This window comes from Phyllobacterium trifolii, assembly GCF_014192095.1.
Taxonomy (GTDB): Bacteria; Pseudomonadota; Alphaproteobacteria; order Rhizobiales; family Rhizobiaceae; genus Phyllobacterium; species Phyllobacterium trifolii.
Genome location: NZ_JACHXN010000014.1, coordinates 59,532 through 81,134, shown reverse-complemented (window position 1 = coordinate 81,134; position 21,603 = coordinate 59,532). Strand labels below are relative to the sequence as shown.

Here is a 21,603-nt window from a genome sequence, read left to right as displayed (position 1 = left end):
AAGAGTCCTTTTGATGCACTTCATATTTCGAAAAAATCTTCATCGAGTTTCTTAATTTCGATTGTCTGATGAAGTCGCACACCGACACCAAACGAGATCATAAAGCGTGTCAGTTCATCGCCATCAATCAATACTATTTGCTTTTGAATGCCGCCGACAAAGTCTCTGGCTGCCCGTGAGAATTGTGCGGTCGTGATGAATACGCCTCTCGTGGTCTTTTTGTCATCCAACGAACCGGCAAATTCACGAACTTGAGCAGGACTAATCGTGCTTTCGCGGTCATAACATTTTGCTTGCACGTAAACCCGGTCAATTCCCAGAGCATCCAAATGGATCACTCCGTCAACGCCACCATCGCCACGCCCACCTAAAACGGTCGATTTTCCTAATCCTCCACCATAGCCCATCGATATCAGAAGCTGCACAACGAGACGTTCGAAGAAAGCTGCTCGCGCCGCTTGCGGTTGGATAGAGAACAAACGATCAAGCAAATCGTCTCTAAGGCCCGCTTCAATCTCCTGTAACGCGCTCTCAATGCGGTCATCAGGCGACATAATCGTGACGGTGCTCATTGATGAGACCGTATCAAGGTTCGCAGCGGGATTCTCCAACGCTTCGTCGCTTCGAAGTCGCCTCCGACTTTCGACCATGAACAATCGGAACTCCGGATATTCCGACAATGTTTCGTTGTCTATGCGATCAGGATTGCGAACCAGCAACTGTCTTCCTCTATCAGACGCGGTGAAAACTCCTCGTCTTACCATGTCGATTAGTCGCGCTTTCGACATATAGAATTTTGCCCAGTGTATTCGATTAGCGATTATGGTTTGCCGACCGCTAGGTAGAGGCGCTGCTAGTTCCGCCTCGGTTAACGGTATTTCTAAGGCCAATCTTTCAATCGTTTTTGCGACAGTCATCTGTCCCGCTGATGCTGCTTTCAGCACGGGCAGCATCAATGTTTGGTAGTCTGGTATTTTCGCCAAGATCGTGTTCCTCAACCGGCTGCTACTTTGCGCCTAACCTTTTTCTACTATTCCATTTTCTGCAGCACGCAAGCGCGACAGCCGGTAAACCTTATCTGGACGCCTTTTTGATGCATCCCCGGGTTTGCGATGTCGAGAGGGACTCTGACTACTCGTTAATAGTTTGCAACTCGTTTCAAATTCTGCCGAACACTGAGCCCGCTAGAATGGTGAGCCCAGCGGGAACCAATTTGAAAGCAATTTATATAATAAAAACAGTGGTTTCATGATAATAGGATGTCTCTTGCGTACCAGCATAATGTACTAGTGCAGGTTGTGGTTTCTCGTAGAGCCCGTCAAAAATTTGCAACCAGTTTCAAATGCAGGAGATGACTTTTCTGGCGCGAAGCGGACGTTGCCAAAAGGACTGCTTTCGGCCCAAAAACGCGTCCTCTATCTGAGAGAATGCTTATTCCGCAGCAGCATCCCGAGCTTGTTTATAATCGAGCCGTGCAAGTTCGGCCTTCACTGCAAGTCGGAATATCTCGTTGTTCTCACCAAGTAATAAGACGAGCTTTACAGCATCGTCAGCATCTAGGAACACGCGGATATCGACGCCCCGATCTTTGTTTCTGCTCTCGCGGGCGCGGATAACTATTTCACCATTGCTATGGTCTATTCTGAGGCCCTCAACCTCCATACGTCCGTTTGTACTTTTGCGATGTTTCGTGTATCCCCTCATTGGCGTCTCCCGTTGCATTCCTCCGACTAACCCTGGTCGTGTATTGCCCTGATTGCAATGCCCAAGACGCACGCGCCATTTCACAGCTCATAGACGTGCCTCAACTTGTCCTGTCTGGAGCGTAGACAAACAGCGACCTTGCTTTGAGTGGGAAGACTTCACGTGATGCTGAATGCACCAAGTATGCGCACGTCCCTACATTCGATCAACTCAGGCGCGGTACATGTTGGGACCATTGGTATTATTGGGTAGCGTCTGGATTCCTTACTCGCCGGAAGATTTCACCCGCAAGATGCTCGTGGGCCGCAGACCGAAACTCCTTGTCTGTCATCACCCTTGAGAAGATTTCCTCGTTGCCTTCCATGCGGTCGATGAAAAGCTCATCCATCATGCGTTCGAGGTATGACGAGAAGTTGGCGAGGTTGTTCGCCTTGGCAGCCTCAACGATTTTTTCGTCCTCTTCGGCACTGGCCCGTATCTGGTCGAAGAACAGTTGATCGGCTGTTGTAAAGGCCGTACCGAAGCGCTCGTTGAGCTTGTCGACGAGACTAGACAGAGCAATGTCCTCGTCGTGCGCGCGGGCTGTACCGACGTCCGTCGGTCCCTTAAGCGGATCGACCTCGCCTTCTGATAGGTCGATTGAGCCTTCGGTCATCTGCTGGAGGCGAAAGAACCGTAAGGAAACTTCATCATCCAGCGCGAAGGCTTGACCCTCGCCGGGGGGTGGAAGCTTGGCGATCAGGTTCCGAACGAAAGCGTATAGCTTTTCAAGCTCGCTGTCCTGATAAGGGATGATCTGTGAGAGGAACGCGTAAAGATTGCGATATGCAGTCAGTTGGCCACGAAATTCCTCCTGCTGCGGTTCTTCCCGATCAAGGAACCGCTGTACAACGCTATCAAGCACGGCGTTCATGAGACGATGGTCGGTCGCGGAGTGATCGCGCTTGCCCCGATACCACACCTCGGCAAAAGCGTTGACGTCACTTGGGGCAAAGATTGCCCATTCCAATAGCTTGTGCTGCAATTCGGAGAGGCGGTGCGGATCGGCGTTCTCGCCAACGGGCGTGGCCTCGTAATATGGCTTGAAAGCCTTGTAGATGTCGTCTTCCTCGTTGGCGAAATCGAGCACGAAGGTTCGCGCCTTGCCAGGTGCCATGCGGTTAAGCCGGGATAGGGTCTGCACCGCTTGAACCCCGGCGAGCCGCTTGACCACATACATTGTCTGCAAGAGCGGCTGATCGAAGCCTGTCTGGTATTTCTCGGCGACTAGGAGCACGCGGTAGTCGTCGCGCTCGAAAGTCTCGGGCAGTTCGCTTTCGGCCAGCCCGTCATTCATCGCGACTTCGCTGTAGGAGGAGCCGGGGTCTTCCGGGTCTTCCACCGTGCCTGAGAAGGCTACTAGCGAGCGGATGCCCGCATATCCGTGGTCCTTGATATAGCGGTCGAACGCCAGCTTGTATTTGACGGCAGCGAGCCGCGAGCCGGTGACGACCATCGCTTTGGCCCGCCCCCCGAGCTCGTGCATGACATAGAGCCGGAAGTGCTCCACGATAACCGAAACGACCTGGTCGATGTTGACCGGGTGCAGTTCCAGATACCGCGTCAGTGCCTTCGCCGCCTTTTTGCGCGGCACCTCTGGGTCGTTCTCCACCTGCTTGATGAGGCCGAAGAAACGCTTGTAAGTCGTGTAGTTCAGGAGAACATCCATAATGAAGCCTTCGTCGATGGCCTGCCGCATGGTGTACTCGTGAAATGGCGAAGTACCCGAAGGTCCTGGCTCGTCAAATAGAGTCTTGGTTTTGAACTTCGGCGTGGCGGTAAAAGCGAAGAAGCTGAGATTGGGCTGACGCGTGCGTTTCAGCGCATCGCGCAGCACCGCCGCCTTGGCTTCTTCAGAAAGATCGCCATCCTCCTCGTCCGACATCTGTGCCGCAATCGCGGCTTCAATCCCGTCCTTATTGAGCATACCCTTGAGGGCCATCGCAGTCTCGCCACTTTGCGAGGAATGCGCCTCGTCCACAATTACAGCAAACCGCTTACCCGCTGTGTCGATACTTACTGCCCGTCCTTTGCCTTCCAGCGTGGATAGCGCCTGCGAGATGAAGGGAAATTTCTGGATCGTTGTGATGACAATGGGAGTACCATTCGAAAGCGAGCGGGCAAGCTGCTGGGTATCCTCATCGATCTTCTCGACCACGCCAGTCTTGTGCTCGAACTGGTAGATCGTGTTCTGCAATTGCTGGTCAAGTACGCGCCTGTCGGTGACGACCACCACCGAGTGAAACACCTTCTCATCATTGGCGTTGTGCAGGCTCGACAGCCGATGCGCGAGCCATGCGATGGAGTTGGATTTGCCCGATCCCGCCGAGTGCTGGATAAGGTAGTTGCACCCGGAGCCATTCGCGCGCGCATGGGCTACAAGCCTCCGGACCGCATCAAGCTGGTGATAGCGCGGGAAGACCATAGTTTCTTTGCGGATGGTGCGTACGCCCTTGTCGGTCTTGACCTGCCGCTCCTTCACTTCCAGGTGCATGAAGCGTTGCAGAATGTCCATCAGGCTATCGACCTGTAGCACCTCGTCCCAGAGATAGTGAGTCTTCCAATTGCCTTCGACAGGCGGATTCCCGGCACCGTGATTGTTGCCCCGATTAAAGGGTAGGAACACGGTTTCCTTGCCTTTGAGGCGCGTGGTCATCCACACCTCGTCCGGGTCCACCGCAAAATGCACTAGCGCGCGTTTCTTGAAGGCGAATAGCAAATCACGTTCGTCGCGGGCGTCACAATATTGGCGTACTGCGTCCGCCGCGCGCTGTCCGGTTAGCGGGTTTTTCAGTTCAGCTGTGGCCACGGGCAGGCCATTCAGGCTCAGCGTCACGTCGATGATGCAGCGCCGGTTCTTGCCGTCTGCGTTTTTCATAACCGAGATGAAGGCGACCTGCCGTGTGATGGTTAGCCGGTTGGCGGCATAGTACGCGGCGGCCTCGCGATTCATGCCGGAGTTCGGTCGGAAATAGGCCAACCGGAAGGTTTTCCCGTAGCATTTGAAGCCATGCCGCAGGACGTGCAGCGTGCCCTTGATGTCAAGTTCCTTAGCGAGGCTGTCGAGCGCGCTCGCTTCGGTCTTTGTCCCCAGCAAGGCTTCAAGCTGCGCCCACTTCGCCGCTTGACTGTCCTTCAGGAAGCCGGTGACGTCCTCGGGGAAAAGGGCGAGCGCCTCGTTATAGGCGGTAGGCGAGCGCATGGCATAGCCACCCGCTCCGATCAACCCGGCTTCAATCGCAGTCTCGAAGTCGTTTTCAGTATGCCCCGCCATGTTAGAGCTTTGCCACGTCAATGGTGTAGCCCTGTGCCGCCATTTCTTTGGCTAGCAACGTTCCCGCTTCCTTCTGCAAATTTTCTTTGAAGGGTATGTAGATAAGCCCTTGAATATCGGAGGGGCGTTCCATATCCACTTGATTGCCAAGCAGGATCGCCACTTTCGGGCGGCCAAGTTTCACGAGCAGCATTCCCAACTCAAGCACAACATTCTGCCGAGCTCGGTAGGCTTTCTGATCCTCGTGATCCTTCGGGTATCCAAAATCGTCAGGGGTAGCGAGAATAACGCCGAATCCCACGTCTTCTGTGTAGTCCTCCAATTTCTCGATAATCGTTTGCCCCTTCGAAGGTAGCTGATCGAGAATTACAGGTTCCAAACCCCATCGACGCAACATCGCATCGAGTTGGGTGCGCGCTGCTTCGTCGTGTCCGTAGACGACGAAGACCTTTTTGCTAGGCCCATCGGGCTTGGCTACTGTTGGTGCCGCAACTGGCTGCTCACCGTCGAAAGCCGCTTCGATGTCTTCTTTGCCAGGTGACTTGCCCTGAATTGAAACTGTGCCTGTACCCTGCCAAAATAGAAGTACGCCACCGCGCTGAGAGTCGAACCGGTGGCAGTCGTTCGGCTCCGACCACATCCCTTTCAGCCCTAGTGCCGCGATCATGGCCTTGAGTGCGTCAATTCCGTCATAGTACTTTCTGGCCATACGTCCCCCAATCAAGCCAAAGGCCAATTCTCGCGCGTTTTCAGAAAACTGTCATCTACAGTATAGGTTTGTAAATATTTCCAAACGCCAAAGAAAGCATCGATCTTGTGAGTGTAACAAGTAAAATATGAAAGCGCCGAAAAGACCTCGGAGAGCCACCGGCCTACGGTAAGTGCATAGTATCGACCGTAGCGCTGAACGAGTTGAGTCTGTCCGGTGCGGATCGATAGCGAGAGAACGTCCTGCATCGCGTCTCCGGTTTCGTTGGTGAACCGCACAAGCGCGAACGGCGACATCAGGGCGTCCGAGAACTTCGCACGAGCCTCCACGTTCCGCTGGATTGCCTTCCCATAGTAGTCCTCTTTCAAAATCCGTTCAGCGACCTCGCCCCACCATTTCGGAATCGATTCATCTTGTCCGAGATCGGGATCACCAAGCGCGGCATAGTTAGCGTCCAGATATGCTCCGGGGTTCTCGTTCTCGGCGAAAACGAACTTGCGCAGCCGAATCTTGCGGTTGTCTCCGGTGTAATGCTCGATGGTACGCTTGAGGCTGGTCACCCAACACATCCCAGCTCTGAGCTGCGGGACGATCTTTTCGGCGGTCAAGCTCTTCGACTTGAACTCGATGCAGTCTGCGTGGAAGGAACGACCGTTTACGTAGAACACTACGAAATCGCAGCGTTTTGACCAAGGCTTGGCATTGTCATCGAGGAAATGAAACAGCGGCGGTTTTGACTTATTCTTATGGGTGTCGAAATCGTCATGATCGAGTTTGAACGCCATACCAGTCCCCGGCACCAGGAGTTCAATCCGGCGTTCCTGCGGCTTCACATCTTCCGGACGAAAATACTTTTCCGTCAACACAACCTTACCACCAAAACCGTCGTGTACGACGTATTCGCTGTTCACATACGCCTTCAGATGCTCGAAATACGTGTTGGCTGCCAGCGTCATTGGAGCCCCACGATCTTGCCTGTGACGGCAGCCGTGGTAAGTGCTGAACGGTATTCTTCAAGCTTCTCAAGGCTCCGTGCAACACGGCATTCAACTTCACGCAGACTCTCCAACTGCCGACGCAACTCGATAACAATCTCACGCTGCTCAGCGATAGGCGGAACCATGACAGGGAAGTTGAATACCTCAGGTACCCGTAGATGCCCGACCGTGGTCCCTTTTTTCCGAAGATCGACGAACTCTCGTCCCACATCAGAGTATATGTTTAGCAAGAGAAAATATGGGTGAATTTTGTCCGGGTCTGCTCGTGCCAACATCATACGTTGACCAAGACAAAGCATGTAGCCTTCTGGAAACAGGCAGGCTTCTCCCATCGGAGCTTCTCGGCTAATTAGAACGTCATTCTCTTGTGGCGTCCCTTTCTTTGTCCATTCGGCAAACGACTCTTCGTCCGTCCAGTACCCGCCTGCGGGATTAAACTGGCCACCGCCCAAACAAGATGTCCGGATCACGAAATATTCGCCGTCATCAACATTTGGGGGGGTGCGGTTTTTACAGTCGATGATCTCTTTGCAAACCTCTTTCAATCTTTGGCGCTCCCAATGTAAAGGAATGCCGCCGAGCCAGTCGATGCCGGAGGGCTTCATGGGCGCGTCGGGGTTCAGGCCCTTGGTGACGGCGCGGGTAATGAGCGTCTGACGCTTTTCGGCAAGCCGATCCAGAAGTGCCCGTTTCTTCTCGATCAGCCCGTCGATCCGCGACGTCTTCTCATCCAGAAATCGCGCAATCCGCCGCTGGGTTTCTAGGGGTGGAAACGCCACAGGCACAGCAGCAAGCTCATCGCGAGACAGTTCGACAAATGTTGTACCATTGGCCATCGCGTTGAGCTCAGGAGCAAGAGACTTGAGGAAATAGTAGAGGAACGGCCCATAAACCCGGTCGCCGGGAACGATGCCACGACAACCCTGATTGAATGCCATTGGCGCGTCGTTGATCGCCATGTGACCGATGGGTGCTCGCGTCGAAATGATTATAGAGCCGATCGGGAGGATCGACAGGTTGCTTTCTTCAACAGCCTTCTCGGTGACCATTCGCTTGGTCTCAGTGATCCGGTCTGTAGTCAGCTTGCCAAGGTCCTCTGGGGTGGCCCACTTCACGTCGCCATCCCAGTATTCGGCTTCACCGCTGGCGGGGGTAGTTCCGTTCCGAATGCGAGCAAAATAGCGCAATGCTCCTGAGGTCGGCTTCACGCAACGAGCCCCTTGAGCAGGCCAGCAATCTCGCCTTCCAGAGCACTAATATCCGTCTCGATGGCATCGAGCGGGCGCGGCGGCTTGTAGACGTAGAAATGGCGGTTGATTGGGATTTCATAACCGACTTTGGTCTTGTCGTAATCGACCCAAGCATCGGCCACATGCGGCAGCACCTCGCGCGCCATATAGGTGTCAATCACGTCGCGAAACGTGTCGACGAGCTTGTCATTGGGCTTGTCCGGTCCGAACTGCATGGGCAACGGCAGCGTGGAGCCGTCGGGTAGCGGAACGTTCTCGGTGTCGCGCAATTCGCTATCTGGCTCCGCCTTGGCCTTGCTATCGCGGCAAATCTCCGCATCCGGGTCGCGCTCACCCAGAGCAGCGAAGATCGCCTTCTTGATTGGTGCAGCGAGTTTCAACCCAGCGCGCTTGCAGGCGCGGGTCAAGTCCGCGTCGAAAGCCTCGCGATCCATGTAGCGGCCTTTGGCCTCCAGTGTGGCCAAGGCCGCGCGAATCGCGTCTTGCAGCGTTTCGCCTTCCTCGATCTCCCGCGCGGCCGCCTTCTCATCTTTACGCTTCTTGGAGGTGGCCAGATTAGCGAAGGCGGATTGATCGTCCAGTTGAGCAAGGCGCGCTGGCGTCGCTTCGAAATTCATCCGCAAAGGCTGCTCAACCGTCACCTTTAGGAAGCCGAACTCATGGTTCTTAAAAAAGCGGGAAACGACCCGCGTTTCTGTGTCGCCATTGATGCGGACATCCGCCGTTTCGCCATCACGGAAATTGCCATAGATGCGCGTTAGGTCATTGATCTGATCGTCGCTGATCTCGTTGCGCTTGTTGTTAAGGCTCTTTCTCATGCGCTGGAAAAACCGCGTGCCATCGATCAACTGCACCTTGCCGCGCCGCTCAGGAGCCTTGCGGTTCGTGACAAGCCAGACATACGTGAAGATGCCCGTATTGTAGAAAAGCTGGTCAGGCAGAGCGACGATGGCGTCGAGCCAGTCGTTCTCGATGATCCAGCGGCGGATGTTCGACGGGCCTGATCCCGCATCACCCGAAAAAAGCGGGGAGCCGTTGAAGACCACCGCAATCTTTGAGCCGGTAGCGTTCTCGTCACCTTCCTTGTAAGGGTGCATTTTCTCGATCATATGCTGCAAGAACAGCAGGGAACCATCATTGATCGCAGGAAGGCCCGCGCCGAACCGGCCTGAAAAGCCCATCTCCTTGTGTTCGCGTTCTACTACAGCCTTCTGATCCTTCCACTCCACGCCAAATGGCGGGTTGGCAAGCATGAAATGAAAGCTGCTACCCTCGAACCCGTCGCGGGTCTTGCCATCGCCCAGCGTGTCGCCAAGCACGATGTTTTTCGTGTCCTCGTCCTTGATGAGCATATCTGAGCAACAGATCGCCCAAGACTCGTCATTGTATTCCTGACCGTGCAGAGCAAGATTGGCTTGGCTGTTCTGCCCCAGGATTAACTTCTCAGACTCCGACAGCATTCCGCCTGTACCGCAGGCAGGATCGTAGATGGTACGGAAAATGCCTGGTGTGTAGACGTCCTGTTCACCCGTATAGACGAGGTTAGCCATCAAGCGGATGACCTCACGCGGGGTGAAGTGGTCGCCAGCCTCTTCGTTGGCCTGTTCATTGAAGCGCATGACCAGATGCTCGAACAGATATCCCATCTGCAGATTGTCGATGCGATCCGGGTGCAGGTCGACGTCGGCCATCGCCTTGACGATCGTGAAGAGCCGGTTGCTGGCGTCCAGCTTCTCTATCTGGTCGGTGAACTTGAAACGCTCGAAAATCGTCCGCGCCGTGGACGAAAATCCATTGATGTAGGAAACGAGGTTCGGCGCTATGTTTTCCGGATCGCCAAGCAAACGCTCGAAGGTGTACCGGCTCGTGTTGTAAAGTGGGTGTTTGCGCTTCGGATCAGCAGCCTTGCCGAGTATCCGCTCCATCGCAGCCTCCGGCATGCCCTGTGCTGCCAACTTCTCGAATTGCGCCAGGACAGCGTCCTTACTCGGACCTAGCAAGCAATCGAGACGTCGTAGGACGACGATCGGCAGCATAACCAGACGGTACTGGGGCGGCCGGTAGGGGCCCCGCAAGCGGTTCGCTATTTCCCAGATGTCTGACTTAAGCTGATTATGAAGTTGAACGTTCATTTACAGGCCACTTTCGTATTCCTTTGTCCCACAGTGTGCACCTGATAGAATTAAAGATGGCATGGTCGTCAAGCCAATTGCTACCAGCGACACGATTTCCGCCGCTACCAGGACCGTTGCAACGATTTGCAAGAATTCGGGACTGGATCATGTCCTAGTACAGGAGCCTTGTGCGACGCTGGTGGCACTTGGATGACATCCCAGGGGCCTGTCGTATTTCTGTGGCTGACGCCACACCTCCAACAACAAATCGCTGCTCTCGCCCGGTTCGTTCGCGACCAGAGATTGCAACATGAGTGATGCCGCTTGTGGCAACGGATCATGCCTGGTCGGTTCGTCACGTGTTCTCACCCGAAGCCCGGGCGCTGATCGTATCGCGGCACACCAAGTTTGAGACTGAGTGCCGCGACCGAATTTGCAACCGGTTTCAAAAATTTCGAGGTTATGCCTCGATGCCCGGCAGCCGATCGAGAACATTAGCTACCGCATCGCCATGTAGCGAACGAAGGTGCGCCGCCAAATCAGTCGGCTCCGCCGCAAGCTTCGCAAACCATTCCTCGCCGGTGAGAACGTACCTTTGAACGATTGCTTTCCAGTCTTCCGGTCGAGAAAATCGTTTGTGAAGCGCGAGGTGAAGGGTCCGGCATATCGGATATGGATTCCAGGGCTCATAATAGTTCTCGGAATGATACTGGACGTTTTGTGTTGACCCAGAGACCGAGCAAACCGATGGGGGAACCAGGTAACCAATGTCAATCAAATGCCAATGGAGTTGCCATCCTTTTACTCGCTCCTCATGAGTGAAGCCGTTATAGATGGGAAGACGCTGCCAGCGCCACTGGCGGAAAGCCCCGTCAATTTTCAATGGTCGATTCCCTTCTGCGCGATGTGGCAAGGATGCGATAGACAGACGAGCGTCCAACTTTCAGCTTTCGAGCAATTCGCGAAGGTCCTAGGCCCTGGCTGTGCAGGTCGAGTATCTCTGCCGACTGCGCCTTAGCGGTAGGTACCCTCCCCAGGTACTTTCCTTGAGCCTTGGCCTTCGCAATTCCTTCCCGCTGCCGCTCCAACATCAACTCGCGTTCGAATTGAGCAATACTGCCAAGCAGATTAACCATCAGCTTTCCTGTCGGCGTGGTCGTATCGAGGCTTAGAGAAAGGACACGTAACGATGCGCCCTTTCCTTCTATTACCTTTTGGATTGCGAGCAGATCGGCAATCGACCGGGCCAGGCGATCAAGTTTGGTAACAACGAAAACGTCATTCTCGCGGACGTAATCTAGCGCCCGCTTTAATTCGCTGCGGTCAGCGATTGACGAGGTTTGCTCCGAATAGAGCTTAGTCACTCCGGCCGCTCGAAGATCGCGTTCCTGCGCCTCAAGTCCTGCAACTTGATCTGTTGTTGAAGTTCTCGCGTAACCAACGATGGCGCCCATGCTTCCCTCCTGTGCCACAGCATCTAGGAGAGATTGAGACGGTGCGTTCCAAAACACAAAGGTTATGTCAGTGGCACAACACATTGCCCCAATTTTGATGTATCAATGAACCGAGGCCATATGGGACAACAGATAAAACGTCGCTTGTGCCAGCGTAACTGGGTTCGGGGCGAAGGCGACACATTTACTTAATAAGCGACGATATCGCTGCGCGTATTAGGGCGCGCGCCAATTCCTTTCTCGTGTCTGGATACTTTAGTTGGCGTAAGCCGTACGCATAAGATGTCGCAATCACCTCCTCCGGGGAGCCAGCAACTTCGAGAGCCCATTTCCGGCAGGCGCGAATGAAGTCCGCGAACGCGCAGTCTTGCACATAAGATTCTACATCTGACCAAAGGGCCATCTGATCGGCAGTCGGCCACAAAGTGCCGAGAATGGCATAGTCCTTGTGGAAAATGAGACTCAGCTCCAACGTTATCGGATCGGTTGCCGCGAAAGATGCACCAGCGTCGTTGAAGTCGATGACCATGCCCCTGGCTTGATTATCGAATAGTACGTTCAAGGCATGCATATCGTTATGTTGGCTACATCGTGCTGCATCTACAACGATTGCCTCGACTGCCGTGATGTCTATGCCCTGGAGCTCGGCTTCTATATCGGGGAGTTTTGTATCAGGGAGAAACCGACGTCGAATTTGGCCCACGCTTACTTGCTCGACTGAACTTGCCTCCTGCCAAGGCCGCTGAATTTGCTGAATCGTGGAAGGCACATCACGAACCGCTGGGTCGCCGGACGCAATCTTATCGAATAAGCTCGTCACCTCGGTGCCGACCACCGAGTAATACACGCCGCCCACGGCCCCGGACCCCGCGTCAATCTTGACCGTAAGGGGCGGGTAGCCGCCCGGTTGCAGCTTGGTAATCTCGCCTGCGTATCTCCGATGCTCATCACGAACAGCCGCAAGATCGCCTATTTTGGCGACAGCGGTGTGAACGGGCGCGCCAGCGGCATTTCGGGCGACCACTTTGACTACTCGGGCCTTCGACAGACCTCCGCCCAGTGAGGTCACGTCGAGCGATGTCGCCCCGAACAGACGAGAGAATATGCGCAGATTTTTTATTTCCGCTCTGGAAAGATTAATAGCACCGGGATTAGTGATGGCGATCGCGGAGAGGCGTGCTTGCTCATCGGCGAAATCTTTCGCTCGTTTGAGCGCCTCGTCCAGTTGCCGCTTCCAAAATACCATACGCAGAGGTTCAAGGCTGTTTGCCCCGTGGATGTCTTCGCGGCGTCCGTGATTGTTGTTAATTTCTGTCGGGAAGTCGGCATCTTCCGTTCCCGTAAGAAACCAGATCGGTGTGCCCTCGCAGACTTCGATGGCTACGTGGAAAACTCGCAGTCCATGCTCTGCGTTGTCATCAAGCATGCCGTCAGCTGATGGGATTTTTCGATCGATGATTATAAGATCGAAATCCTCCTCTCGCAACGTCGCCTCGGCGCTGTCTCGGCTTTTGGCCCACCTTACCTCGCAGTCGGGTATTGCGTTGAGCTTGGCCTCGATGATCTTCGCAAAATCGATCTTGTCTTCTACCAGTAGAACGCGCATGGGCTATGCTTCTCGCGCGAGCGGCCAACGTAACTCGAATCGCGTACCGCGCGGATTCGGGATGAGTGCGACACGGCCGGACATTGACTTGATGCTCTGTTGGGTGATTGCCAAGCCCATACCAAGGTGTCCCTCTTTAGTTGTTGTGCCTATGTCGAATGCTCGTTGGAGGTTGCCTCCAAAACCGATCCCTAAATCGACGATGGAAATCCAGGCCTCCTTATTTGTACTTCCCCAGGCGATGGTGAGAGGCGCCTCTTCAATTTCATCAACCAACGCGTTTGTCGCGTCCACAGCGTTTCGTAGTCCGTTGAGGACGCACATGCGTAGCAAAGTCTTATCCCCAACCACGATTAAATGATCCGGACCTGCGCGCTGCACGACGATTGGCGGCAATTGATCGAGTTCAGACAGCACTTCGCCGAGAAACACGCTTAGGTCGAACTCTTCTATTTTCGGGGCGCTTGCTGCGCGCCTTAACCGAGACAGCGCCTCAAGAAGATTGTCCAACCGGTCCACCACCGTTTTCGTCAGAGAGGTTTCGTAATTGGCAACATCACCTTGCGCGGCAAGTTTTAGCGACCCGACAAGCGGCTCCACTTCATGGAGGAGCTGCGCTGTCGTCGTTTCCAACGCCTCCGCATGAACCTGTGCCGCGAAATCGGCTGAAAAGTCATCACGGTCAATTGTGGAGGAAGATGATGCGGCCTGTGCCGGGACACACCTCTCCAAGGCGCGCTGAAGTGCACCTCTTATCCAAACGACGGTTTCCCTCGCAAGAGCTTCTCGGATAGGCGTTGCTTCTGTTGCACGCGCGTTGTTGGCCAAGAACCGCGCTGCCTTGAGCCGTTCGCTAGGATTTTCAGAACGCAAGTAACGCAAAACAGAATCAATCGAAGACATTCGTTACATTCTCAGAATAGAAATTCGCCCGCTTCAAAAAGGCATCTCGTCCGCCTTCCATTATCGTCGAGATGGCTGTCACAACCGAAGGCTGTGAGAGCTCGCCCTTGACGCGAACAAAGCAGTGAGAGCCGTCGGAGTCCAGTTGGTAAACACGATCGGCGTTTCCGATGACCGGAATATTGGGGTTGTGGGTAGCGATAATCGTTTGCGCATTTTCAGATCGACCAACCACGGCCCGCACGAGCGTGTTGACGACGAAAGCGTTGTCCAGGTGGTCCTCCGGTTGATCCAACACTATCATCCGCTCCATGTGCCGAAGTATGATGGGTAATATTGTCGTGCAGCGTTGTCCCATCGAAAGGAAGTCTATTCCTTTGTAGTCGGAGCCATCCATCAACTCGATCAATACGTCGTCCTCCACGACCGTCGAGAAAAGGTCGACTCCTGCCGAACTCCGAAGCGCGTCGCACAAGCGGAGCGCGCGATCTGGACTAATGCTAATGGCGTTGGAAATCTCGCTCAGGTCGCGGCGCTCGGCTAGGACCGCAATCTCGGAGGGGCTGAAGCTCTCGGAAATTCGTTCAGCTAGTTCCATATAGCGAAGGCCGCTCCCCCGTAGGGCTCCGGCGAGCGCGCTCACGTATTCCTTCCGCTGCGCAAATGGCTGTAGGGTCAAACGTACGCTCGGACCAAGCTCTCGATTCAAACGGGAAACGATGTTCTGACGGTTGACGGTGCGCTCCTGACGACCTTTGTCAAGTTGCAATATCAGCGAATTGCGCTGCGCCTCTAAGCTGTTCATCCGCTGCTGTCTCTCAGCCTTCAATTCAACCAACGAAGCCAGCATCGAGACGTGTTGAGTAGTTTCAGCGATGCGCCGCTCCAGTGCACTGGTGCCCTTTTGTTTTTCCTCCATTTTCACACGGATTTCACGAGCGCGATTTTCGAACCCGATCCTCTGACTTGAGGCCAAGCCAAGCCTTTGCTCTAGCGCTTCAGCAACGCTTTTCATCTCTGAAAGGCCCGCATGGATGTGTTCGAACGCTTTCAAATCTCGCGCTCTTAGGTCAACCAGCTCATCAGGGGTGCCGATCTGAGAAGGCCATGATTCAATTTGGGGCTTATGTTCAAGCGCCTGGTCGACCCGTTCGATCCATTCCGCCAATTTTTCGGCGCTTCGCGCTATGGCCTCGAAACGCACATGAGCCGAAGCCAATGAAGGAGTGATCTCCTCGAGGGCGTGCCGGAATAGGTCAATTTCCTGATGCTCCGACGACCTCGCGGCGCGTTCAGCCATTAACTCATCAAGGTGACGTCTAAGCACAGGCAAGTCAGCCACTTTCTCTGTGATGTCATCTATCTCGGCGAGTAAGCCCCGAATTTCCGCCGTAATTGATGCGACACGTGACGAGATTGAGCGGGTTTCAGAGGTTTGTTCGAGTGGATCTACAAAACCATCGATTAGGCGGAGTCTGGAGGGCGCATGAAGGCCAATCGCTTCGATTTCTGATTGCGAGAAGACGAACGGAGGTGTGAACAGCTCGCCATCAATATCCGGTGATTCTTGGATGGCGGTCCGCGTCACGAGAATCCTGTGGGCCCCATCCCGAATGGTTAGCGTTACCCGTCCGTCACCAAGAACGCCCAATGCGTGTTCCGTGGCATCTTTGGTGGCGGCCTTGCTGTGGGTGGCGGCTCCGAGGCAATACCGAATCAACTCTATGACCGAGCTTTTTCCAGTTCCACGGCCACCGATGAGGACATTAAGACGCGGATGGAGGACCTCCTCAAAGCCATCCAAAACGCCTCCTTCGATCGCAATGCGTTCAATCCACACTAAATTCCGTCCTAACCTAACGATGTCCATTAATTTATGCGGCATTCTAGCTGAAACTTCCTGCAACACCAGTGGGGCAAAGTATTGTTTGCACTACGGTTTTGCGGAAGCAAACCCTATTCGTTCCAAATCTCATAGTTATAGTGAGAGGTACAAGAAGATGGACAACCTCGGCCAAAAATTTGATTGCCGCGCTTGCTCCTTAGCAAGCAAGGACCGCTTCTGGTGCTATGTTGACATTTAATCGAAGGTAGAATTGGACCCGGTCGCGACACTTTGCCATGGCAGCCTAACGAACGGGAATGGTTTGCATTTGATCCGGAAAATGGGACGATCTAGCCTATCTATCCTGACAAGACCAACCAGTTCCTGATCAGCGGGAAAGTTCTGCGAACGCGCGGAAGGCCAGTTTCTTGCAGGCTTCTATGTCGTCTGCGACTGCTGGGTGAATCTCGGCGCGCTTTTCGGCAAATCTCACGCCAACGATGCTGTACTGCCTGCCGCTATAGCCGCCAAACCTGTTCTTTGAGTTGGCATAGAGACAGACGAAGCCGCCCTGATCGAACGCCAGCATTTGCGACAGTTCCGCATCACGGATTGAATAGGGGTCGGGGAAGGTATCACGGATTGCCGCTACAATCTGGCTCCTCTCGGTGTCGGTCGGCCAACGCAATTCTTCGGCGAGCGCCGGAGTGGCGAAGCCCACTGCTTGAACCGGGATTAAGAGAAGCGACAGAACAGCCAACGTTCGGCATAAATTCACTACATTTTCCCTTCGGCAATCGTTCGCGGTGCGCCCCCGCTAAAACGTTCCTCCTGATCTTGGTGATCGGGGAGTTGGAAACCGAATGGTTACGGTCCTACGGCCTTTAGTTCGGAGAACCTGTTGCATACGCCGCAGGCTCCCCGACCATAGGTCAAGGAGTTGGTACCATTTCGGCTGGTACCGACCGAACCATTGAGGTTTCCACACCCCAGCGCATTGCGTATTGCGCCAGTTCTTTCTTCAACCAGTGGACCGACGTCTGTCAATGATGACGTTTGTGATCCCGCAAGGATTTCGGAAGACAAGCATTAGGAACATTGAAACTGGTTGCAAAATCCGAACAGGTTTATCGATCCAGCATTTTGCAACCAGTTTCAAGTTCAGGACAGTTAACGCTTATCGACCCCGGAAAAGATGCTCGTAAATCCACGCACCAATGAAGAAAGCAGGCCAAAAGAATAGGAAGAAAGTGAACACCGCCAGTGCGGAAAGACTCCGAGCATCAGGGCGTGGAGAAAGCATGGCATCTAACATGTCGTCTACTCCGTCGTTCGATACGGACCTCCGCATCAAGGTAAAATAGAAAAGGCCGGAAATCAGATATGACGATACCAAAGCGGTTGCGGTCATTTCCGTGACTTCTCCCATTTTTAAACACCTGTTTTGGAATGAGATGCCTTGGCTGCATTGAGCCGGTGCTCTTCGGCGGCAAGTGCATCGGCTAAAAGCTCATTAATCGTCGCGTTGCGGGAGACTGCTCTTCCAGTCTTTTTTCTGCGCAAGAGAACAGCCTCATCGACTCTATGAACTAGGTCTAACGGCACGACGATATGAAGTCTGGATTCCATTGTAGTTGTCCTTTCAGGTTCTAATCGCGAGTTGAGGCAGTTGCGTGCGAAATCGCTGCTCTGCTTCGAGAACATCATTAAGCATCCAGTCAGCGTTTAGTGCTGCGCATCCAGCTGGCGACGTCCTCGCCGGAGGAGGTACTGGCGAGATTACGGTCGAGATAGGCAGCACCAACCCCGGCCTTCAGGAGGCTTTTGCGACGACCTTCGGTGATCTCTTTTTCAATGGCTGCTTGCATATCGGTCATGGTCTTACTCTTCGCGGAAAGGGGTGTTGATCAGTTCTTCTATGGTCGGAAGGGCCTCGTCGGAGACGGGGACAGGCACTTGCCGCATTTGCTGGGCGATCTGCGATGACGGGTGCGGATTGTGCACACCCCAGCGCTGACGCTCGACCAGCTGCTTTTCCAGTATCCGGGCGGCACCGTGGGCTTGACGGGCGGCGGCAACCGACTTGGCATTCTCATCCCGCATTTTTTCCGTGGCACGTTCCTCGGCGATGATGAGCAGGGCCTCTTCGCGGGTTTTGCCTTCGAGGGAAAGCAGGGCGAGACGTTGTTCTTCACGGCTATCGAGACCCTTGATGCGTGCCTTCTGTGCGCGGCGGTCCCAGTAGTCGATCAGGGCGGCGTTCCAGCGGATGATGAACGCAACGTGCGGGCGGGCCGGAGCACCTTCCTTGCCGTTCTTCTCCAGCCACTCGAACAGCGCAATGCGGATTTCAAACCAGTCCCGGACAAGCCACTCGAAGAAATCGTGGCACTCTTCGGCGGGGCGCTTCCATTTGTTGAGTATCGCCGATTTGACCTTGAGTTGTTCCTTCGACGTCCAAGCGATGTGCATCGCGCCGGAGATATTTTCGTTCTCGGTCTCGAAGGCACGGCGGAAGGTTTTCTCGATTGCACCGGGTTTCAAAAGGCTGCGGTGCGGCTCGACCTTGACCGGCTTCGGATCATTCCAGCCATCGGAGGAGGGGGCGCGCGCAATCGGGGAGGAGGTTTCTTTCTTCCGGGAAGAAGGCTCTGCCCTTTCCGGAGTGGTCTCCGGGAAAAGGTCATTCTCCGAAAATATCCTACCTGCCTCCGGCTTGCCGGGGGCGAGGTGTTCTTTCGACTTAGAGAAATCAGCTTGAAGAAAATCATCTTTAATGTCCGGACGTGGATGACCGGGGGGGGAGGACACCGATGTCCGGGGGGAGGCGACATGCGTGTCCGGGGTCATTCCGGTAAAATCGTTATCTGTCAGACCGTTATCGGATTTGTACGTGACACTCTCTTCGGCGTTTTTCAGCCTTTTAGGAACGGACAGCATTAGTTCCTCCGGGTTCCAGTAAACGTTGGGGGTGATCCGCAGACCCTTGGTCATGTCGGAGCGATCCACGATGATGACACCCTTCTCTTCGAGGGCGGCAATGTTGCGTCGGATGGTGCGGTCGGTCATGCCGGTACCGCAATGGGCGTTGTCGCCATGCCCGACAAAGCGGGATGTGAACAGGCGGCTAGCAAAGCCCCAGTTGATCGTTGCGTCCAGAATGAAGGACAGCATACAGAACTCGTGCGGCTGCAAATGCTTGCGCCACACGCGATTGAACTTCCTGATAATAGTCTGTTGTACCCTCGGATTTCCGAGATCGGATAGGTCGCCGCTGCCTGACTCGGAACGCGTTGAAGGGCTTAACAGGACAACTTTCCGTGAGCTAACGGCTGTCATTTTGGTATCTCTTAGCTAAAATGATGCGACTTGTGAAAGTATACATCATGCACGCCCGAAATGCTAGATACCGTCAACCCTGCTATATTCGGTAATACTGTTTATATTTAGATTGCTACAGCATTAAGCAATATACACTCTCTTCGTCAACAGCATTAGCACCATGCAAAAAGTCGGTCTCGGTAAATCTTTGCAACCCGTTGCAAGAGGCGTAGTGACCCGCCCCAGGCTGGAAAATGATCGACACCCCGACTCCCGGCACTGACGCGAACTCTACTGGTATCATTGCCCTCAGTCCTCCACGAGCATCGAACAGCCGCGACTACGTTGACGTCGCGAGTGAAGTGTCGCAGGAGAAAGAGGAGCAGACGCCTGCCCGGTCTGTGAGGCGGTAACACGGCCCAGAACGAGAAGAGCTACAATCCCTCGACAAGCGCTGGTGAGGCGATGATATCGCGCGTATAGCTGCCGCAAGTAACCCGCCATCAATCTGATGTACTCGTGTTTGCGACAGCCCTTCATACAAGTCGGGGCGCTCGCTCAGGTTTGCACCGAGTTGCAAAATCCAAAGTTTAGGAGACTTAGAAGTTGTGTCGGCCCATTTGGCCAGAAAATACACCAACGCGCGGAATGAGATTTTGCAACCCGTTGCAATTTCTCACTAAGAAACGGCTCTAGTATTCGTCTGGTACAAGTGTGAAAGGTCCAATTTGGGGTACCTGATATCCTCGATAGCTTCGGCTAGCGTGCTGGCGCGGAGCCCACTGCCATAGTGATCCTCTGTGTTCTTTCCTGACCATCCGCCGAGCGCGCGCACCTTTTCAATGGATATGTCAGCTTCGCGCAACGCGTCGCGATAGGAATGGCGGAAGGAGTGGAAGACCTTTTTCTTATCCTTGATTTCTATGTGATCTAGGAAGCGAGCGAAATATTTGGAAAAAGGGTCAGAACGGTAGCCGGTGGAGCCGAGCGGCAATTCCGGAAATAGGACATCTGTCGCCAAACCCTTCTTACGGCGTGCGGTCACGTAACGAAGAAGGCCGATACGCCGGAGTTCACTGTGGACGGGAATAAACCGTTGACCGGCGGCGGTCTTGATCCGCTTGGTCTCTCCGTCATCGTCGCCACGAATAAGAATAATGTCCACGCCGTCTTCGACTACGAAATCATCAAGGGTCAGCTGGCAGATTTCATTAAGACGCATTCCTGTATAGAGCGAGATAAGCGGAACCCAAAATCTACCGCGACGGGGAATATTCGGACCCGGCTTGGCATACCCATAGTCATCATCGACGCAACCGGTGTAAATAGGTGCGCCAAATATCTTGATGAGTTCATCCACGGTAAATGGATCGCGCCGATCTTTCGCCCGTACTTTTTCGCCGCGAAATAACAACCCACTTGTAGGGTCCGTCGCGACAAACCCTTCGTCTACGGCGAACCGAAACAATGCACCCAACTGCCGCAAATATCCATTGGCGGTATCTATTGAGAGAACCGGCAACTTCTTATCCGCCCCAAACTCGACGGCTTCAAAAATCGTGGCGTCTGGAAAGTGCTTTGAGGCATTGCTCGGCAATTTTGCAATAAGCGCCATGAACTCCCGCACTCGCAACCGGTCGATGCGATCAAGCGGCGTCTCTTCGGCAAAGAAGGCCTTGATTATCTCCCATTGGGCGTCCCGTTTTTTTGCCGATTTTCCCGCGAGCGGCGTTCTCGTGGCATCGCTCCGGAATTCTTCCATCAATCGCTTCAACGTGAATTTTGCAACCGGTGGCAAAGCCGTCTGGGCCGAGAGCGCTGCAAACTGAGGATCAAGGCTTACCTGCGCTCCGGGTACACTCCGCTGATAGTCACGTTTCGCTATCTCTATGATGGCGGGATGTAGAATTCTTTGAAGGCGCAAGCCGTCATCTGAGGACGGATCAAACTCTAACCCCCGTTCGACCAATATCGCATTCGCCGTCTGATAAACGGCGGGCGCCACGTGCTCCGAAGATGTAGACATAGCGTAGTCATAGTGCGCATCGTCAACTGAGGGGTAGGTATCCGTAGAACTAGTGTTCTTTTTCTCTTCCTCGACGAACCACTTAGACACGAGGTACCAGATTTCCCGATCCGATAGGCTATAGTCACGCTTTAGCCGCAGCCTTCCCCGCAATAACTCCCATTCCGCATCCAGCCTCACGCGCTCGTAGCGCGCGCGAAGCTTGGCTTCTCTCAGGTCACCGGTCTTGAGGGATTTCTTGATTTCTGTTTTGCCGACCAATGGGCGTAGCTCATCGGGAACTCGAAGGCGCAACCAGTAAATGCTGCCCCTCAGTTGAAGGTTCTCGGCTCTAGACAACGCATGCCCGCACTTTGTGTACCACTTTCGTGTACCAAATT

17 protein-coding genes are annotated in these 21,603 nt (G+C 54.2%); all 17 read right to left on the bottom strand.

Annotated elements, in window-relative coordinates; genetic code table 11:
- Positions 1 to 20: 20 nt before the first annotated feature.
- On the bottom strand, positions 21 to 983 hold the full coding sequence (locus FHS21_RS19990; RefSeq protein WP_183663764.1) for a restriction endonuclease: 963 nt from the start codon (positions 981 to 983) through the stop codon (positions 21 to 23).
- Between the two features lie 448 nt (positions 984 to 1,431).
- Positions 1,432 to 1,704 carry a hypothetical protein gene (locus FHS21_RS19985; RefSeq protein ID WP_183663761.1) on the bottom strand — a complete coding sequence of 91 codons (273 nt, stop codon included), beginning with the start codon at positions 1,702 to 1,704 and terminating at the stop codon, positions 1,432 to 1,434.
- 241 nt (positions 1,705 to 1,945) lie between these two features.
- Positions 1,946 to 5,017, bottom strand: a complete 3,072-nt coding sequence (locus tag FHS21_RS19980; protein WP_183663759.1) for a type I restriction endonuclease subunit R — start codon at positions 5,015 to 5,017, stop codon at positions 1,946 to 1,948.
- A 1-nt stretch (position 5,018) separates the two neighbouring features.
- Entirely contained in the window at positions 5,019 to 5,726 is a 708-nt protein-coding gene (locus FHS21_RS19975) for a TIR domain-containing protein (protein ID WP_210283581.1), read from the bottom strand.
- 11 nt (positions 5,727 to 5,737) lie between these two features.
- Positions 5,738 to 6,682, bottom strand: a complete 945-nt coding sequence (locus FHS21_RS30440; protein ID WP_210283580.1) for a hypothetical protein — start codon at positions 6,680 to 6,682, stop codon at positions 5,738 to 5,740.
- Positions 6,679 to 7,932: a restriction endonuclease subunit S gene (locus FHS21_RS19965; protein WP_183663757.1), complete on the bottom strand. Its 1,254-nt coding sequence runs from the start codon at positions 7,930 to 7,932 to the stop codon at positions 6,679 to 6,681. Before FHS21_RS19965 ends, FHS21_RS30440 begins: the two co-directional genes overlap by 4 nt.
- Complete coding sequence (locus tag FHS21_RS30770; RefSeq protein ID WP_183663755.1) at positions 7,929 to 10,106, bottom strand: type I restriction-modification system subunit M; 2,178 nt, start codon at positions 10,104 to 10,106, stop codon at positions 7,929 to 7,931. Before FHS21_RS30770 ends, FHS21_RS19965 begins: the two co-directional genes overlap by 4 nt.
- 442 nt (positions 10,107 to 10,548) lie before the next feature.
- On the bottom strand, positions 10,549 to 10,971 hold the full coding sequence (locus FHS21_RS19955; RefSeq protein WP_183663754.1) for a hypothetical protein: 423 nt from the start codon (positions 10,969 to 10,971) through the stop codon (positions 10,549 to 10,551).
- Complete coding sequence (locus tag FHS21_RS19950) at positions 10,961 to 11,542, bottom strand: recombinase family protein (RefSeq protein WP_183663752.1); 582 nt, start codon at positions 11,540 to 11,542, stop codon at positions 10,961 to 10,963. Before FHS21_RS19950 ends, FHS21_RS19955 begins: the two co-directional genes overlap by 11 nt.
- Before the next feature lie 184 nt (positions 11,543 to 11,726).
- A complete protein-coding gene (locus FHS21_RS19945) occupies positions 11,727 to 13,148 on the bottom strand; it encodes a response regulator (RefSeq protein ID WP_183663750.1) in 1,422 nt (473 codons plus the stop codon).
- A 3-nt stretch (positions 13,149 to 13,151) separates the two neighbouring features.
- The gene (locus FHS21_RS19940) at positions 13,152 to 14,051 is read right to left on the bottom strand and encodes a sensor histidine kinase (protein ID WP_183663748.1); all 900 of its coding nucleotides are present in this window, start codon (positions 14,049 to 14,051) and stop codon (positions 13,152 to 13,154) included.
- Positions 14,038 to 15,891 carry an AAA family ATPase gene (locus tag FHS21_RS19935; protein WP_183663746.1) on the bottom strand — a complete coding sequence of 618 codons (1,854 nt, stop codon included), beginning with the start codon at positions 15,889 to 15,891 and terminating at the stop codon, positions 14,038 to 14,040. Before FHS21_RS19935 ends, FHS21_RS19940 begins: the two co-directional genes overlap by 14 nt.
- Positions 15,892 to 16,264: 373 nt before the next feature.
- Positions 16,265 to 16,654, bottom strand: a complete 390-nt coding sequence (locus tag FHS21_RS19930; protein ID WP_183663744.1) for a hypothetical protein — start codon at positions 16,652 to 16,654, stop codon at positions 16,265 to 16,267.
- Positions 16,655 to 17,307: 653 nt separating this feature from the next.
- Positions 17,308 to 17,505: a hypothetical protein gene (locus FHS21_RS19925; protein WP_183663742.1), complete on the bottom strand. Its 198-nt coding sequence runs from the start codon at positions 17,503 to 17,505 to the stop codon at positions 17,308 to 17,310.
- Positions 17,506 to 17,594: 89 nt separating this feature from the next.
- Positions 17,595 to 17,753 carry a hypothetical protein gene (locus tag FHS21_RS19920; protein ID WP_183663740.1) on the bottom strand — a complete coding sequence of 53 codons (159 nt, stop codon included), beginning with the start codon at positions 17,751 to 17,753 and terminating at the stop codon, positions 17,595 to 17,597.
- 4 nt (positions 17,754 to 17,757) lie between these two features.
- Positions 17,758 to 19,086, bottom strand: a complete 1,329-nt coding sequence (locus tag FHS21_RS19915; RefSeq protein ID WP_183663738.1) for a hypothetical protein — start codon at positions 19,084 to 19,086, stop codon at positions 17,758 to 17,760.
- A 790-nt stretch (positions 19,087 to 19,876) separates the two neighbouring features.
- Entirely contained in the window at positions 19,877 to 21,562 is a 1,686-nt protein-coding gene (locus FHS21_RS19910; RefSeq protein ID WP_312879904.1) for a DUF6538 domain-containing protein, read from the bottom strand.
- Between the last annotated feature and the right edge of the window lie 41 nt (positions 21,563 to 21,603).